The sequence below is a fragment of the uncultured Nitrosomonas sp. genome, assembly GCF_902826915.1.
Classification (GTDB): domain Bacteria; phylum Pseudomonadota; class Gammaproteobacteria; order Burkholderiales; family Nitrosomonadaceae; genus Nitrosomonas.
Genome location: NZ_CADEGP010000032.1, coordinates 1 through 16,119, shown reverse-complemented (window position 1 = coordinate 16,119; position 16,119 = coordinate 1). Strand labels below are relative to the sequence as shown.

Below are 16,119 nucleotides of genomic sequence, written 5' to 3'. Positions count from 1 at the left end.
ATCCGATTGATTTTCAAAATAAGATAAATCGTGCAGCCTATTCATTTTCATGGCTCATAATTAGACCCACAAACCTTAGTTCATTATTATTCTTTCAAGTGAATAAATCATTATTTAGCATAAGTTGTATCGAATGTCATCACGAAAAATAAGAATTAGATAGTACGCAAGGAATTATTGATGAATTTATGTTTAGGAGATGCTGAGAACGACATTAAATCACGAAAGTTCATAATTGTACCGGCTTGTACTAAAATTCAAGCATACTACCGCATGAATTTTATCCATTGATATTTCCAATTTTGACTCTCTTGAAAAATTCTTACGTTAAATTAATTATTGTCTATTTGTTGGGTGTGCTGACTGTGCTTGGTTTTGCACCTTTTTATCTGTTTCCGGTTCCGGTGATTACGCTCGCTGCATTGTTCGGTTATTGTCACAATAGCCCATCCCCGATCAAAAGTGCAACACTAGGGTTTTGTTTTGGTATGGGACTGTTTAGCGCTGGCGTTACATGGATTTATGTCAGTTTGCACGATTTCGGCGCAATGCCGATGCCCATCGCGGTTGTCGCATTGATTATACTCTGTGCTTATCTGTCGCTCTTCCCCGCTTCGGGGCTGTGGTTATTGGCTAAACTTCGTTTGACTTCATCATTTCTCTGGGCCGCACTGGCTGCTGCGTTGTGGATATCGTTTGAATGGCTACGCGGTACTTTGTTTACCGGCTTTCCATGGTTGTTGATGGGCTACTCACAGGCACCCTTCAGTCCCTTGGCAGGCTTTGCACCGATCATCGGTGTATATGGTATCTCAATGATCGTGGTATTCAGCGCTGCTTTGCTATTTTTCTGGATTGATAAAGGGGGCAGACAATGGCGTTACGGATTGCCCTTACTGCTGATTTGGTTCGGTGGCTATGGTTTACAGGCAATTAATTGGGTGAAACCACAAGGTGAACCGGTTACGGTGAGTCTGTTGCAAGGTAATATCGCCCAGGATCTGAAGTGGCGCGAAGACTATTTGCAAAATACAATGGAAACCTATGCCCGGCTGATTCTGGAAAGTGATAGCCGCTTGATTGTAACACCGGAAATTTCTATCCCTTTGTTCAGCGATGTCGTGCCGAAGCTCTATTTGTCGCATCTGGCTGAGCATGCCAAAAACAACAATGGCGATGTATTGATTGGGCTGGCCGAACGTGATGCCCATAATGCTGACGAATATTACAACACCATGTTCAGTTTTGGTTCGGCACCGGAACAAAGTTACCGCAAACATCATCTAGTGCCTTTTGGTGAGTTTATTCCATTAAAGCCCATATTCGGTTGGGTTATCGATGTATTGCAAATACCGCTATCGGATTTTTCGCGCGGCAGCTTGGATCAACAGCCGATGAATCTTGCAGGCCAGCGTGTTGCGATTAATATTTGCTACGAAGATGTTTTTGGCGAAGAAATCATTAATCAGTTACCACAAGCCACGATGTTGGTTAATGTCAGCAATGATGCCTGGTTTGGGCGTTCGATCGGGCCGCAGCAGCATTTGCAGATTTCGCAAATGCGCGCACTGGAAACCGGGCGCTACATGCTGCGAGCCACCAATACTGGCGTAACTGCGATCATCGACGAACGCGGCAAGGTATTGCAAACCATTGAAATTTTTACCACTGCGGCGTTGCACGGATTAGCGCAAGGTTTTACCGGAGCTACGCCCTATGTGCGCATGGGAAATTACCCGGTACTTGGATTAGCCGGTTTGTTAATATGCATTGGATTGCTATCCGCGTTTCGCACCGCGCGAAAAACCCGGTAAAATCCGCATTACTTCATTTGAGAGTGGTTTAATTCAGATTCTTCATGTCAACACTTACTTTTCAGGAAATTATCCTGACCTTGCAGCGGTATTGGGATAAGCAAGGATGCGCGATCTTGCAACCCTACGATATGGAAGTGGGCGCGGGAACCAGCCATACCGCTACTTTCCTGCGCGCCATCGGCCCTGAACCTTGGAAAGCGGCATACGTGCAACCAGCACGCCGACCGAAAGATGGGCGTTATGGTGATAATCCGAATCGCTTGCAACATTATTATCAATTTCAGGTAGTGCTCAAACCGGCACCGAAGAATATTCTGGATTTATATTTCAACTCGTTGCGCGAACTGGGATTTGATTTGACGCAAAACGATGTGCGTTTGGTCGAAGATGATTGGGAAAATCCTACACTGGGTGCCTGGGGTTTGGGCTGGGAAGTTTGGCTCAATGGCATGGAAGTGACGCAATTCACCTATTTCCAACAGGTTGGCGGCATTGATTGCAAACCAGCTACCGGTGAAGTTACCTATGGATTGGAGCGGCTTGCGATGTATTTGCAAGGCGTGGAAAGCGTGTTTGACCTGACTTGGACCCAGGGATTAACTTACCACGATGTGTACCATCAGAACGAAGTGGAGCAATCAATCTATAACTTTGAACAAAGCGATACCGAGTTTTTGTTTCTGGCGTTTGGCAAGCACGAAGCGCAAGCCAATCATCTTATCGAAAAGCAATTGGCACTGCCCGCTTATGAGCAAGTATTGAAAGCCGCGCATACGTTCAATTTACTGGATGCACGTGGCGCTATTTCGGTCACTGAGCGCGCCGCGTATATCGGGCGCATCCGCAATCTGTCGCGGCAAGTCGCCAAGGCGTATTACGATAGCCGCGCAAGCCTGAGCCCTCCTTTCCCGATGGCCCCGCGCGAATGGGTCGAACAAATGCCCGATATAGTGAAGTCTGCATGATGACCCAGAATCTGCTCGTTGAATTATTAGTGGAAGAATTGCCACCCAAATCGCTGAAACAGCTGGATAATAGTTTTGCGCAATTATTAACCGCCAGCCTGGAAGTGCAAGGATTGATAACCAAAGATGCAATCGTCGCCTCCTATGCAACCCCGAGGAGGCTGGCAATGCATATCGGCAACGTGGCTGCGCAAGCTGCCGATAAAGCGGTTACTCAAAAACTAATGCCGGTAGCTGTCGGCCTGGATGCGCAGGGTCAGCCAACACCGCCATTATTGAAAAAACTAGCAAGCTTTGGCGTGGATGCTACAGTCGTGCCACAACTCAAGCGTGTGATGGAGGGCAAAACCGAAACGCTGTTTCTGGACAGCACCGTTAAAGGCACGTCGTTGACCGACGGCCTGCAAAAAGCGTTGCAGGAAACGATCAGCCAATTACCGATTCCCAAGGTGATGACGTATCAATTGGCGGATGGTTGGAGTAGCGTCAACTTTGTGCGCCCCGCGCATGCATTGGTCGCGTTGCATGGCGCAGATATTGTCCCCGTCAATATTCTAGGCTTGCAAGCCGGACGCGAGACACAAGGGCATCGCTTTGAAGCGAGAGTCAATCCCATCGTACTGCACAATGCCGACAGTTATGTGCAGCAATTAATTACCGAAGGCGTGGTCGTTGTAAGTTTTGCTGAACGCCGCGCCGAAATCGTTCGACAGCTTGCCTTAGCTGCCGCAAAGGAAAATCTTACCCCGATTGACGATGACGCATTGCTGGACGAAGTGACTGCATTGGTCGAGCATCCTAATGTGCTAGTTTGCAAATTCGATGCAGAATTTCTGCAAGTGCCGCAGGAATGTCTGATTCTGACCATGAAAGCGAACCAGAAATATTTCCCATTGCTCGATACGCAGGAAAAATTGGCCAACAAGTTCCTGCTGGTTTCCAATATTCGACCTGCTGATGCAACGCAAGTGATCGCTGGAAATGAACGTGTGGTGCGTTCGCGTTTAGCCGATGCCAAGTTTTTCTTTGACCAAGATCGTAAAAAAACACTGGCTTTGCGTGTGCCGGAATTGGATAAAGTGGTTTACCACAACAAGGTGGGTACGCAGGGTCAGCGCATGCAGTATGTTCGGGCAATTGCAAAAATGATTGGACAACAACTGGGTGGGGATGCACTGGCTAATCAAGTTTATGAAGCTGCGACACTGGCCAAAGCCGATTTACTTACGGATATGGTCGGTGAATTCCCGGAACTGCAAGGCATCATGGGGCGTTATTACGCGCAATACGAAGGATTGAGTGACGATATCGCTTTTGCCATCGAAGATCATTATAAGCCGCGTTTTTCAGGTGATACATTGCCGCGAAATTTAGCTGGTATTTGTGTGGCGCTAGCGGATAAATTAGAAACGTTGATAAATATGTTCAATATTGGCGAAACTCCGACTGGTGACAAGGATCCTTTCGCATTGCGCCGTCATGCCTTAGGCGTTATCCGCATATTGATTGAGAAAATCTTGCCGCTCGAGTTGGATAAATTGGTTTATCAAGCAGCTATAGTTATTGCAGAAGAAGAAATTTACACAGATTATTCGGAATCCTCGATAAAAATGATGATAGGGCTCAAGCGCCATATTAAAATAGAATCACGTGAGCAATTACTGGTTTTTATTTATGAACGGCTCGCTGGCAATTTGCGCGAGCAAGGCTACACCGCACAGGAAGTCGATGCTGTGCTCGGCTTGAATCCGCAGAATCTGAGCGATATTCCCAAACGTCTTGCTGCCGTGCGCGCTTTTGTGGCATTACCCGAAGCAATCAGCCTGGCAGCAGCCAACAAACGGGTGGGCAATATCCTCAAGAAATCGGAAGGTAGCATCCACGATGAAGTGAATGCTAGGCTATTACAGGAAGAAGCTGAGCAGGTGCTTCATCAAACATTAACAACCCTATTGTCGGAAACAGAAAAAGCTTTTGCAGCAGGTGATTATACCGCCTCGCTGCAAACTCTTGCCAAGCTCAAATCACCGATCGATGTTTTTTTTGATCATGTGATGGTGAATGTTGAGGATGAATCACTACGCAATAACCGGCTTGCCTTATTGAAACAACTTCAGCAAACCATGAATCGTGTAGCTGATCTTTCAAAATTGGCGGTTAGTTAGCATGAAACTGATCATCCTCGACCAAACCGGTGTGATTAATCAATGCAGCGATACCTTTATCAGAACGCCGGAGGAATGGATTCCCATTCCAGGCAGCCCGGAAGCCATTACCCGGTTAACGCATTCCGGTTATCGTGTGGTTATTGCCACCAATCAGTCGAGCATTGGCCGCGGCTTGATCGATATGACGACTTACAACGCCATTAATGACCAAATGTACAAAGCAATTCATCATGCTGGCGGGCGCATCGATGCGATATTTTTTTGCCCGCATACGGATGCGGACAAATGCGCCTGCCGCAAACCGGCGACCGGTTTGTTTGATGAAATCATGCAACGTTACGGCGTTAATTTAAAAAATATTCCGGTTGTCGGTGATTCATTGAAGGATCTGCAAGCCGCCGCAGCCGTTGGTGCAATTCCTGTGTTAGTTCTGACTGGCAATGGATCAGCAACGCGCACTAATAGTGAAATTCCCGCCAGTACGCAGGTTTTTGAGAATCTGGCGGCGGTGGCCCACGCACTGATTGAAAATACATGATACTGACCACTCTTCGTTCAACGCTGTATATGTTGCTGCAAATCATTATTACGCCACCCTATGCTTTACTGACATTAGCCTGTTTTCCATTATCGCCGCATAACCGGTATCGGGTTACTTCCAGCTGGACCTTCATCATGCTGTTTTTGCTGCGCAATCTGTGCGGTATTCGTTATCAGATCATCGGTGCGGAAAATATCCCGGAAACTCCAAGTATCGTGCTGTCTAAACATCAATCGGCATGGGAGACATTAGCTTTCCAGAAAATTTTTCCGCCGCAAGTGTGGGTACTGAAAAAGGAATTATTGCGCATCCCGTTTTTCGGCTGGGGCTTGGCCATGATCAGCCCCATCGCGATTGACCGGAGCGCCAAAAAGAAAGCATTGGAACAGATCGTCGAACAAGGCAAAGATCGGTTAAAACAAGGATTCTGGATCGTGATCTTTCCGGAGGGTACGCGCATTCCGCCTGGTCAACGCGGCAAGTATCGTATCGGTGGCGCATGGCTGGCCACGCATACAAACACGCTGGTAGTGCCGGTCGCACACAATGCCGGCGAGCTATGGGGGAGAAATTCTTTCATCAAACACCCCGGCACCATTACTGTCAGTATCGGCAAGCCAATTGATCCTACTGGTATGGAGCCCGGCGAATTGAATGCGCAGGTGGAGGCCTGGATTGAGTTTGAAATGCTGCGCATTAATCAGAAAAGTCAGCAAAAAATATAAGAGTGTTCATTCAGACCGTTCTAAATGGCCGGAAAATTACTTACACCCTTAAACATTGTAAGCGCAAATCCATTGGCTTAACAATTGATCATCAGGGTTTGCGCATCAGCGTGCCACTGCAAATCGCGCTTCCCCAAGTCGAAACTATCCTGCAGGAAAAAGCGGGCTGGATCACTAAGAAGCTGGAGCAATGGGAAAACAAAAAAAGCCTTGCCATGCCGTGGACGCAGGATGCGATCTATCCGTTACTCGGTGAGCCGTGGCATATCGTACTGAAATCATCGGGCGAAATTGAAATGGCGCGGTATTGTGCCAAAGAAACTGCGAATGTGCGAACTGCTGAACAACCCCTACCGCAACTCAATTCCCATCAAATCGAGAAATTTGTCATGGCTTGGTACTATCAGCAAGCCATCGTCTGCTTTCAGCAGCGTATCGCGATCTATGCGTCAGCACTTAATATACGCGTCCCGCTATTCCGTTTATCGTGCGCTAAAACCCGCTGGGGCAGTTGCAACAGCCGTGGCTTTATACATCTGAATTGGCGTTTGATCCAAATGCCACTGTATTTGGTTGATTACGTCGTGGCGCATGAACTGGCGCATTTGATTGAGATGAATCACTCGGCGAGATTTTGGAAGTTGGTGGGGAGCGTTTACTTAGATTATCAGACGGCTCGTAAAGAGCTCAAAGAGTATGGTTGATCCTTGTTCTTGTTGGCGCAAGTCGTGACAGGCCATATAACTGGCATTTGTATCCAATTTTTTAATCTGTTTAACTAGTTAAAAATTGCGGACTCAAATCAGGCGTTGCACTTCATATTTGAATCGGCATTAAACCATTTCATTGGAGTTCTGCGAGTAGGATACTATCACACCCATCCTGCTCGCCTAAACAAAAACCCGAACAAGACAAGCAGGTGGGAATTCAGAATTTTCCTACTAGCTTCCTTGTCACTCGGTCTTAGTCTTCTTTTCCTTTGTGACAGGATTTCGCAGCTCATAGCCTTCTTTCTTAGCCTTGTAACCGCCATATGCACCCGCACCACCTGCTGCAAGCAACCAACATCCAGACATCAGCGGGATCACGAGCAAAGTTACCAAGCAATGTATCAATTTTAATTTCATTATGTTCTCCAAGAAATTTATTAAAATCTAAAATACAAATTGTCATCGTAAACTTAACTATTGATCAGACATATACCCAATCTAATTTTAACTATATCTTATAAGATATTTGGAGTACAAGAGAGTGTCGCTTAGGAAGCACCCACTAATGATATGCCCGATAACAGTACTGACATTGATACGTGTCATTATTATCGATAATTAACAGAATCATGTACTTATCTTTCATATGCTAGTACCGGCGCAAGCCATCGCTCAGTTTCTTCTACCGTCCAGGCTTTCCGTTTCGCATAGTCCTCCACTTGATCTTTGCCGATCTTTCCAACCGCAAAGAACGTAGAGTCAGGATGCGCGAAATAGAAACCAGATACGGCAGCAGTCGGAACCATGGCAAAAGATTCAGTAATGATGATACCCGCGTTCGCGGTTGCACTTAATGTCGCAAACAACGCACCCTTCTCGGTGTGGTCCGGACAAGCGGGATAACCAGGTGCGGGACGGATGCCGCGATATTCTTCATTGATCAGTTGAGCATTAGTTAGAGTCTCATCTTTGGCATAACCCCAGAATTCGCGCCGTACTCGTGCATGCATGTGCTCAGCAAACGCTTCCGCTAGACGATCCGCCAATGCTTTGAGCACAATCGCGCTGTAATCATCATTGGCCTCTTCAAAGGTCTTGACACGCTCGTCAATACCAAATCCAGCACCTACAGCAAACAGACCAATCGTATCTTGAATTCCTGATTCTTTAGGGGCGATAAAATCGGACAAACATCGATTCGGCTTGCCCGATGGCTTCTGATCTTGTTGCCGCAAACAATGATAAGTCATGGCAAGCTTATTGCGTGACGAATCAGTGTAAATTTCGATGTCGTCGCCGACAGAATTGGCCGGAAACAAACCAATTACTGCATTGGCGCTCAACCATTTCTGTTCGATTATTTTCTTCAGCATCGTTTGTGCATCGCGAAATAGCTGGCTTGCTGTTTCTCCAACCACCTCATCTTGCAGGATATCTGGATAACGTCCGGCAAGCTCCCACGCCTGAAAAAATGGCGTCCAGTCGATATACGGCACAATTTTTTCCAGTGGATAATTATTCAGCGTACGGATACCAATCAGTTCCGGCTGATAAGATTGGTAATTTGCCCAATCGGTACTGAACGCATTGGCACGTGCCTCAGCAAGCGTCAACAGTTTCGCAGGTCCTTTCTTATTTTTGTGCTGGGTGCGCACTTTTTCGTATTCATTTTTTATTTCTTGCACATAATTTGTCCGCAAATCCTGTGATAACAAATTACTGCACACACCCACTGCGCGGCTGGCATCTGGCACCCAAACGGTTGGACCTTCATAGTGTGGTGCAATTTTAACCGCAGTATGCACTCGCGACGTCGTTGCGCCACCGATCAGCAACGGAATGGTGAATCCCTCGCGTTGCATTTCCTTAGCGACATGTGCCATTTCTTCCAAAGAAGGCGTAATCAAACCGGACAAACCAATGATGTCGGCATTCTCGCGCCGCGCCATGTCAAGAATTTGCGCGCTGGGCACCATCACGCCCATGTTGATCACTTCATAATTATTACACTGTAAAACCACGGTAACGATATTCTTACCAATATCATGCACGTCGCCTTTGACAGTAGCGATAACGATTTTCCCTTTAGGCTTATTGTCTCCCGATAGTTTCTTTTCGGCTTCGATGAAAGGCAACAAGTGCGCCACCGCCTGCTTCATTACGCGCGCCGATTTAACCACTTGCGGCAGAAACATTTTTCCCGCGCCAAATAAATCACCAACCACGCCCATGCCTTCCATCAGCGGCCCTTCGATTACCTGGATCGGGCGGCCACCCTGTTTATCGATTTCTGAACGCGCAGCTTCGGTATCTTCCACAATATAGGTGGAAATACCCCTAACCAGAGCATGTGTCAAACGCTGTTGCAGGGGCTCATCACGCCACGCCAGATCTTCAATCTGTTCTTTCTTTTTGCCTTTAAAGTTCTCTGCGAACTCAACCAAGCATTCGGTTGCATCCTCACGCCGGTTGAGAATGACATCCTCTACCTTTTCCAGCAGTTCCGCTGGAATATCTGAATACACCCCCAATTGCCCGGCGTTGACAATACCCATTGTCATGCCGGCCTTGATCGCGTGATACAGAAAAGCGGTATGAATCGCTTCGCGAATCGGCTCATTGCCGCGAAAGGAGAACGAGACATTGGAAACTCCGCCGCTTATTTTGGCGTAAGGCAGCGTCTGTTTGATGCGGTGGGTCGCTTCGATGAAATCGACGCCGTAGTTATTATGTTCCTCAATTCCCGTCGCAATAGCGAAAATATTCGGGTCAAAAATGATGTCTTCGGGTGGGAAACCAATCTTATCGACCAGCAGACGATAACTGCGGGTGCAAATCTCCACCTTGCGCTGCAAAGTATCGGCCTGGCCCTGCTCATCAAATGCCATCACAATCACCGCTGCGCCATAACGGCGCGCCAATTTGGCATGATGAAAAAACTCTGCTTCACCTTCTTTCATGCTGATCGAATTGATCACCGGTTTTCCTTGCACGCATTTCAAACCGGCTTCAATTACTGCCCACTTGCTGGAATCGAGCATGATCGGCACTTTGCAGATATCCGGTTCAGCCGCCAGCAGATTCAGAAAAGTCACCATGGCTTTCTGTGAGTCCAACATGGCTTCGTCCATATTGATATCGATAATCTGCGCGCCACTCTCTACTTGACTGCGCGCCACGTTCAACGCTTCCGCGTAATCATCATTGAGGATCAAACGAGCAAATGCTCTGGAACCCGTGACATTGGTGCGTTCACCGACATTGACAAATAATGAATCATCGCCGATGTTCAGCGGTTCCAGGCCGGACAAGCGCAATTTTTTCTGGATTTCGGGTACCTGGCGTGGTGCGATATCCGCAACCGCTTGCGCGATAGCCTTGATATGCGCCGGTGTAGTACCGCAACAACCGCCAACAATATTGACAAAGCCCGCCTCCGCAAAGCCCTTAATCTGGTTCGCGGTGTATTCCGGCGATTCATCGTAACCTGTTTCAGATAGAGGATTAGGCAAACCGGCATTGGGATGCACGCTGGTATACACATCCGCCACACCCGCCAATTCTTCAATATACGGGCGCATCAATTCCGCACCGAGGGCGCAATTGATACCCACCGATAACGGCCGTGTATGGCTGATTGAATTCCAGAACGCTTCCGGTGTTTGCCCTGACAGCGTGCGCCCGGATGCGTCGGTGATGGTAACCGAAATCATGATCGGCAACCGTATATCATGATCGACAAAGTACTGATCGATAGCAAACAGCGCCGCTTTTGCGTTAAGCGAATCGAAAATAGTTTCAACCAGCAGAATATCAGCCCCGCCGTCGACCAACCCACGAATCGATTCGGTATAATCAGCCACCAATTGATCAAATGTAATGCCGCGAAAACCCGGATCATTGACATCGGGAGAAATGGACGCGGTCTTGGTGGTGGGGCCGAGCACACCGGCAACAAAGCGTGGTTTCTGTGGAGATTTTTCTTCATAAGCCTGTGCCGCCTCGCACGCCAGTTTTGCCGCAGCAAGATTCAATTCATACACTATATCCTGCAAATGATAATCAGCCATCGAAGCCGCAGTGGAATTAAACGTGTTGGTTTCGATAATATCCGCACCCGCTTCCAGATATCCGCTATGAATCGATCGAATAATATCCGGCTGGGTCAGTGTTAATAAGTCATTGTTCCCTCTCAGATCATGTGGAAAATCAGCAAAACGCTGCCCACGAAAATCTGCCTCGGAAAGCTTGAATGTCTGGATCATTGTGCCCATCGCGCCATCCAGAATCAGGATGCGTTGTGCAAATAAGCTTTCGAGTAAAGTAGTACGGGGATTCTTATTCATTGAGAAACATATATCAAAAGAAACTGAATTGGCTATTATACCTCAGCGTATACCTGCGACTGCATCAGTGATTAGGGATAGAGCAACAGCAACCGATATCCGAGTGCATCCACTCGATCGCTGTCAAAATCCAATCGAACCTCAATTTCTTGTTGAGGCTGAATAAATGGCAACGACTTGTCCGTTTCTTGCAAATAATCCTGCGCTGTGAAAATACGACTGGCAATTAATTCTTCTCGTGCATCCAACAATGATAGTTGCAAGGCGGGCCATACCTGTGGAAAAGGCGCATAATTATGGATAGTTGCATACATCGTGGCTACTTCAGGCTGTTGCGCAGGATTTTTCTGCAATTCGGATGATTCGATGCCGATCAGACTGATTTCTTGCGGATAGGGCACTGTACACGATAAGAATTCGCATAATCGCTCCAAGCGAGGTCTTATTTCCGGTGCAATTATAGTCAATTCAGTGCGGTAGTTATAGGCAATCTGACTTATCAAGAACAACGCGAGTAGCGCATTCACCGATCCCCACTTCACATACCACTGTCTATCTGGCTTCTCATCCCCGAACAGAGGGGCTGATGTCTCAGTTGTTTCGGCTGTTTCTTGATTCAACTCCGGAATGACATGCGTTTCGACTTCGTTATCTGAGCTTCCAGGAATGATCTGATTTTCGGCCGCTATTTCAGTCGTGCTGAAAGTATACAATTGAATCTGGGAGGTATATTCGATGGCCGATTCATTCACCGTAATCAGCGTGGCAAATCCATTGAATATCCGTTGGCAGCACCCGCAACGCACATCGCCTCCATGCGCCTGCAATTGCGCAGCATTCACACGAAAGGTGGTACTGCAACCTGGACAGAGTGTTACAAGCGCCATAGGCTATTACCCGAATGAATCGTCACTTTAAATGGACCAGCGGACTGTGTATTTGCCGATTCTGGAAACTCGCTAAAGGCGATAATTATTTCACCTTTTGCTGCCGGTTAACAACACCCATCCTTGCTGTTCTTTACCGCTGTCCATATCAAACCATTGCTGATAAGCATACTTAACTTCTGCAGCTTGCTGCTGCAAGATTCCAGACAATACTATGGAGCCCTGTGGTCGAACCAATTGCACCAGAACTGGTGCCAACATGATTAAAGGATTCGCCAGAATATTGGCAACCACAACGTCAGCTTGTTCTTGCAGTTGCAAGTCTCTTGTAGCAGCTTGATGGTTAGTTGTAAAAAAGAATTGATACGCAGCGCAATGATTTCTGGCTGCATTTTCCTGGCTGGCTTTAATCGCCTGGGAATCAATATCGATGCCGGTGACATGGCTGGCACCCAGTTTTAATGCAGCTATCGCTAATATCCCGGAGCCGCAACCATAATCAACAATCTTAGCGCCTGGTCGCAAATTTTGATCCAACCAGCCGAGACACAATTGCGTTGTGGGATGACTACCGGTACCAAATGCCAACCCCGGATCCAGTATCAGATTAATCGCGGCAGGATCAGGTGCCTGATGCCAAGTAGGAACAATCCATAAACGCTGTGAGATTTGAATGGGATCAAATTGGGATTGAGTTAGACGCACCCAATCCTGCTCTTCAACACGTTTCAGACGAAAATCCAGTTGCCTGCCTGGTTGTACGATATGGGTTAAATTGCGTAGAATTTCATCGATATCAGCATCTTGATTGAATAGTGCCGACACTTCAGCGTTGCGCCAGATTTCTTCGCAGGGCTCTCCGGGTTCTCCGAACAGCATTTGTTCGTCTTGCGTGTCAGCCGCCGCATCATGAATATCCACCGATAATGCACCCTGTTCCATCAACACGTCACTCAACAACTCGGCATTCGTTGCGTCAGCTTTGATAATTAGCGTAACCCAGGACATGCTTAATGTAAGGGGCTTGCGGTTAAATTCACCGCTCAATCAGTTTTAGTTTTATTATGCAGTGCAAGCTTTTGTTCCAGATAATGAATTGAAACGCCACCGCGCAAGAAGGATGCGTCATTCAGCAAGTCATGATGCAGTGGAATATTGGTTTTGATCCCGGCTACCACCATTTCAGACAGCGCAATTCGCATGCGCGCAATCGCTTGTTCGCGGGTATCGCCATAGGTAATGATTTTACCAATCATTGAATCATAATATGGCGGCACCATATAATTATGGTAAACATGTGAGTCGACTCGCACTCCATGGCCGCCTGGCGCATGATATTGCGTAATTCGTCCGGCAGAAGGTGTCAATTTATAAGCATCTTCAGCATTGATACGGCATTCTATGGCATGCCCCTTGAACACAATATCTTTCTGATGCATCGGTAAAACCTTACCAGCCGCAACATTTATTTGCGCCTCCACAAGATCAATACCTGTGATCGCCTCCGTTATCGGATGTTCCACTTGCAAACGGGTATTCATTTCGATGAAGTAAAACTCATTATTCTCAAACAGAAACTCAAATGTACCTACACCGCGGTATTTGATTCGGCGACAAGCATCCGCACATCGTTCACCAATTTTATTACGCAATTTTTCAGATATCCCGGGCGCAGGCGCTTCCTCGAGAATTTTCTGGTGACGGCGTTGCAAGGAGCAATCTCTCTCGCCCAAGTGAACAGCATGGCCATGCTCATCCACTAATAACTGAAATTCAATATGACGCGGGTTTTCCAGAAATTTCTCTGCATAGATTGTCGGATTGCCAAATGCCGACTGCGCTTCATTGCGTGTCATGATAACTGCATTGGATAACGCAGCTTCGGTATGCACCACCCGCATACCACGCCCACCACCCCCACCTGCGGCTTTAAGAATTACGGGATAGCCGATCTCCTTGACAATCTTTCTTATCTCATCAAGGTCTTCCGGTAGCGCACCATCCGATCCCGGAACGCATGGAACACCAGCAGCTTTCATGGCATTCTTTGCGCTGACTTTATCTCCCATCAAACGAATTGTTTCTGATCGTGGGCCAATAAATACAAATCCACTTTTCTCAACTCGTTCGGCAAAATCCGCATTCTCGGACAGGAATCCATAACCGGGATGAATAGCCTCTGCATCGGTCACCTCGGCGGCACTGATAATGGCCGGAATATTAAGGTAACTCTGTCCGACAGGAGCTGGGCCGATGCATACCGATTCGTCGGACAACATCACATATTTCGCTTCCGCGTCGGCTTCTGAATGCACCGCCACTGTTTTGATGCCCATCGCACGGCAGGCACGCTGAATCCGCAACGCAATTTCGCCGCGATTTGCAATAAGAATCTTTTCAAACATAGCTATCTGATCTCTATTCAGAGAATTATTGAATTACGAATAAAGGCTCACCGTACTCAACCGGTTGCCCATTCTCTGATAAGATCGCTTTGACCACACCATTTTTATCCGCTTCTATTTCGTTCAGTAATTTCATGGCCTCAATGATGCAGAGCGTATCCCCAACTTTCACGCTCTGCCCAACTTCAACAAATGGACTGGCTCCAGGCGATGCCGCCCGATAAAATGTACCCACCATCGGAGACTTGACAATATGTCCATCTGGGATGGATTTATTATTTGAGTCTGCTGTTTCAGCAGATGCACTGGTTTCAGAAATTGTTGTTGGTACCGGCTGAGAAGCCGGAGGCATCACTGCCGCCATGGGTGGCGGCATGAAAGCATAATTCTGCACACCGGGGCCGGATTTGCTAATACGCACTTTTTCCTCGCCCTCTGTAATTTCCAGCTCGGCAATACTCGACTCTTCAACCAACTCAATAAGTTTCTTAAGCTTTCTTAAATCCATATCCAATCTCCCGAGACATTGTCTCGCTGTAAGGAAGTTTTACAACTATAGTCAATCGCAACAGATGCTTAAGATGTCATCGCGTATTTTAGTGCTAATTCATAGCCTTTAGCACCTAAACCACTGATAACACCAATCGCCAAATCTGAAAAATAGGAATGCTGACGAAAAGACTCACGAGAATAAATATTCGATAAATGCACTTCGATAAATGGCAGCTTAACCGCTGCAATTGCATCCCGCAGAGCAATGCTGGTATGCGTGTAGGCAGCCGGATTGATGATAATGAAGTTGGTCCCGTCATTCATCGTTTGCTGTATTCTTTCAATCAATGCCGATTCTGCATTACTCTGAAAAAAATCCAGCTTAAACCCAGTATTTTCAGTTAATTTACTTAAATTTCTGTTAATATCTTGCAATGTTGCGCCGCCATAAACATCGGGTTCACGAACGCCCAACAAATTCAAATTGGGCCCATGAATAATCAAGATATTATTGACTTTGATCTTTTCTGAATCCATTAGTGGATTATGTACCGTTGCAATAAGAATGTACAGGTTTTTGACGAAATTAGCCGAACTTAAGCGAAAATTGTCAGAAAAATATTGAAACTGGTCATTGAGGAAAAGTTCAAATATCTGCAAAAAATATCGATAAAACACAAACTCTTGAATTTAACCCTTTATCATTTGCCCACAATTCTCCAACCATCTATAATACCTCGCTCGATTTGAGCCGGGCTGTTGTAGCTCAGTTGGTAGAGCAACTGATTCGTAATCAGTAGGTCGGAGGTTCGACTCCTCTCAACAGCACCATTCCATCTTTACCTACGCTATTCTGCTCTAAAAGCGAGAATGGGAGCGACTTTTCAGGGGTTCTAAACCCCTCATTTCGGCAGTATCGAAGCCGTTCGCTAAAAACGAGCTTTAGTACGGCTCTTTGATGTGTGCTGTCAAAAATGGAGTCCATCGGTTTAAGCAACAAGCAAATTAGCATAGTATCGCTGCGTAAATTGTGCTGGTGACAAATAGCCCAGCCTTTTCTGTC

General features: G+C 46.8%; 13 protein-coding genes and 1 tRNA gene. 7 read left to right on the top strand and 7 right to left on the bottom strand.

Features of this window, described 5'->3' with window-relative positions; all coding sequences use genetic code 11:
• The first annotated feature begins 302 nt into the window (after positions 1-302).
• Genes lnt through QZV86_RS07290 form a run of 6 tightly spaced genes read left to right on the top strand, consistent with a single transcriptional unit; the run spans position 303 to position 6,920 of the window.
• A complete protein-coding gene (gene lnt / locus QZV86_RS07315) occupies positions 303-1,814 on the top strand; it encodes an apolipoprotein N-acyltransferase (RefSeq protein ID WP_295625585.1) in 1,512 nt (503 codons plus the stop codon).
• 44 nt (positions 1,815-1,858) lie between these two features.
• Positions 1,859-2,782 carry a glycine--tRNA ligase subunit alpha gene (gene glyQ, locus QZV86_RS07310; protein WP_295625582.1) on the top strand — a complete coding sequence of 308 codons (924 nt, stop codon included), beginning with the start codon at positions 1,859-1,861 and terminating at the stop codon, positions 2,780-2,782.
• Complete coding sequence (glyS, locus tag QZV86_RS07305; RefSeq protein ID WP_295625579.1) at positions 2,779-4,947, top strand: glycine--tRNA ligase subunit beta; 2,169 nt, start codon at positions 2,779-2,781, stop codon at positions 4,945-4,947. Before glyQ ends, glyS begins: the two co-directional genes overlap by 4 nt.
• Position 4,948: 1 nt before the next feature.
• Positions 4,949-5,488, top strand: a complete 540-nt coding sequence (gene gmhB, locus QZV86_RS07300) for a D-glycero-beta-D-manno-heptose 1,7-bisphosphate 7-phosphatase (protein ID WP_295625578.1) — start codon at positions 4,949-4,951, stop codon at positions 5,486-5,488.
• Positions 5,485-6,216 carry a 1-acyl-sn-glycerol-3-phosphate acyltransferase gene (locus tag QZV86_RS07295; protein WP_295625576.1) on the top strand — a complete coding sequence of 244 codons (732 nt, stop codon included), beginning with the start codon at positions 5,485-5,487 and terminating at the stop codon, positions 6,214-6,216. The genes gmhB and QZV86_RS07295 overlap by 4 nt, the downstream gene beginning before the upstream one ends.
• 2 nt (positions 6,217-6,218) lie before the next feature.
• Complete coding sequence (locus QZV86_RS07290; protein WP_295625573.1) at positions 6,219-6,920, top strand: SprT family zinc-dependent metalloprotease; 702 nt, start codon at positions 6,219-6,221, stop codon at positions 6,918-6,920.
• Between the two features lie 249 nt (positions 6,921-7,169).
• Here the strand turns inward: QZV86_RS07290 and QZV86_RS07285 are convergent, their stop codons facing one another.
• The 7 genes from QZV86_RS07285 to aroQ all read right to left on the bottom strand — a co-directional run bounded on the left by QZV86_RS07285 (position 7,170) and on the right by aroQ (position 15,593).
• On the bottom strand, positions 7,170-7,343 hold the full coding sequence (locus tag QZV86_RS07285; RefSeq protein ID WP_295625570.1) for a hypothetical protein: 174 nt from the start codon (positions 7,341-7,343) through the stop codon (positions 7,170-7,172).
• 218 nt (positions 7,344-7,561) lie between these two features.
• Complete coding sequence (gene metH, locus QZV86_RS07280; RefSeq protein ID WP_295625567.1) at positions 7,562-11,272, bottom strand: methionine synthase; 3,711 nt, start codon at positions 11,270-11,272, stop codon at positions 7,562-7,564.
• A 71-nt stretch (positions 11,273-11,343) separates the two neighbouring features.
• Complete coding sequence (locus QZV86_RS07275) at positions 11,344-12,159, bottom strand: zinc-ribbon and DUF3426 domain-containing protein (RefSeq protein ID WP_295625564.1); 816 nt, start codon at positions 12,157-12,159, stop codon at positions 11,344-11,346.
• A gap of 90 nt (positions 12,160-12,249) precedes the next feature.
• Complete coding sequence (gene prmA, locus QZV86_RS07270) at positions 12,250-13,167, bottom strand: 50S ribosomal protein L11 methyltransferase (protein ID WP_295625561.1); 918 nt, start codon at positions 13,165-13,167, stop codon at positions 12,250-12,252.
• Positions 13,168-13,202: 35 nt separating this feature from the next.
• Positions 13,203-14,564 carry an acetyl-CoA carboxylase biotin carboxylase subunit gene (accC, locus tag QZV86_RS07265; RefSeq protein ID WP_295625559.1) on the bottom strand — a complete coding sequence of 454 codons (1,362 nt, stop codon included), beginning with the start codon at positions 14,562-14,564 and terminating at the stop codon, positions 13,203-13,205.
• Between the two features lie 25 nt (positions 14,565-14,589).
• Positions 14,590-15,072, bottom strand: coding sequence for an acetyl-CoA carboxylase biotin carboxyl carrier protein (gene accB / locus QZV86_RS07260; protein ID WP_295625556.1), 483 nt, complete (start codon positions 15,070-15,072; stop codon positions 14,590-14,592).
• A 68-nt stretch (positions 15,073-15,140) separates the two neighbouring features.
• Positions 15,141-15,593, bottom strand: a complete 453-nt coding sequence (gene aroQ / locus QZV86_RS07255; protein ID WP_295625554.1) for a type II 3-dehydroquinate dehydratase — start codon at positions 15,591-15,593, stop codon at positions 15,141-15,143.
• A 218-nt stretch (positions 15,594-15,811) separates the two neighbouring features.
• On the opposite strand from aroQ, the gene QZV86_RS07250 reads away from it, so the two are divergent.
• Positions 15,812-15,887, top strand: a tRNA-Thr gene (locus QZV86_RS07250).
• The last annotated feature ends 232 nt before the right edge of the window (positions 15,888-16,119 follow it).

Coding starts and splice junctions, on each gene's coding strand:
- glyQ (WP_295625582.1), top strand. CDS start 1,859: ATGTCAACACTTACTTTTCAGGAAATTATCCTGACCTTGCAGCGGTAT.
- prmA (WP_295625561.1), bottom strand. CDS start 13,167: ATGTCCTGGGTTACGCTAATTATCAAAGCTGACGCAACGAATGCCGAG.
- aroQ (WP_295625554.1), bottom strand. CDS start 15,593: ATGGATTCAGAAAAGATCAAAGTCAATAATATCTTGATTATTCATGGG.
- QZV86_RS07295 (WP_295625576.1), top strand. CDS start 5,485: ATGATACTGACCACTCTTCGTTCAACGCTGTATATGTTGCTGCAAATC.
- glyS (WP_295625579.1), top strand. CDS start 2,779: ATGATGACCCAGAATCTGCTCGTTGAATTATTAGTGGAAGAATTGCCA.
- QZV86_RS07285 (WP_295625570.1), bottom strand. CDS start 7,343: ATGAAATTAAAATTGATACATTGCTTGGTAACTTTGCTCGTGATCCCG.
- metH (WP_295625567.1), bottom strand. CDS start 11,272: ATGAATAAGAATCCCCGTACTACTTTACTCGAAAGCTTATTTGCACAA.
- accB (WP_295625556.1), bottom strand. CDS start 15,072: ATGGATTTAAGAAAGCTTAAGAAACTTATTGAGTTGGTTGAAGAGTCG.
- QZV86_RS07275 (WP_295625564.1), bottom strand. CDS start 12,159: ATGGCGCTTGTAACACTCTGTCCAGGTTGCAGTACCACCTTTCGTGTG.
- gmhB (WP_295625578.1), top strand. CDS start 4,949: ATGAAACTGATCATCCTCGACCAAACCGGTGTGATTAATCAATGCAGC.
- accC (WP_295625559.1), bottom strand. CDS start 14,564: ATGTTTGAAAAGATTCTTATTGCAAATCGCGGCGAAATTGCGTTGCGG.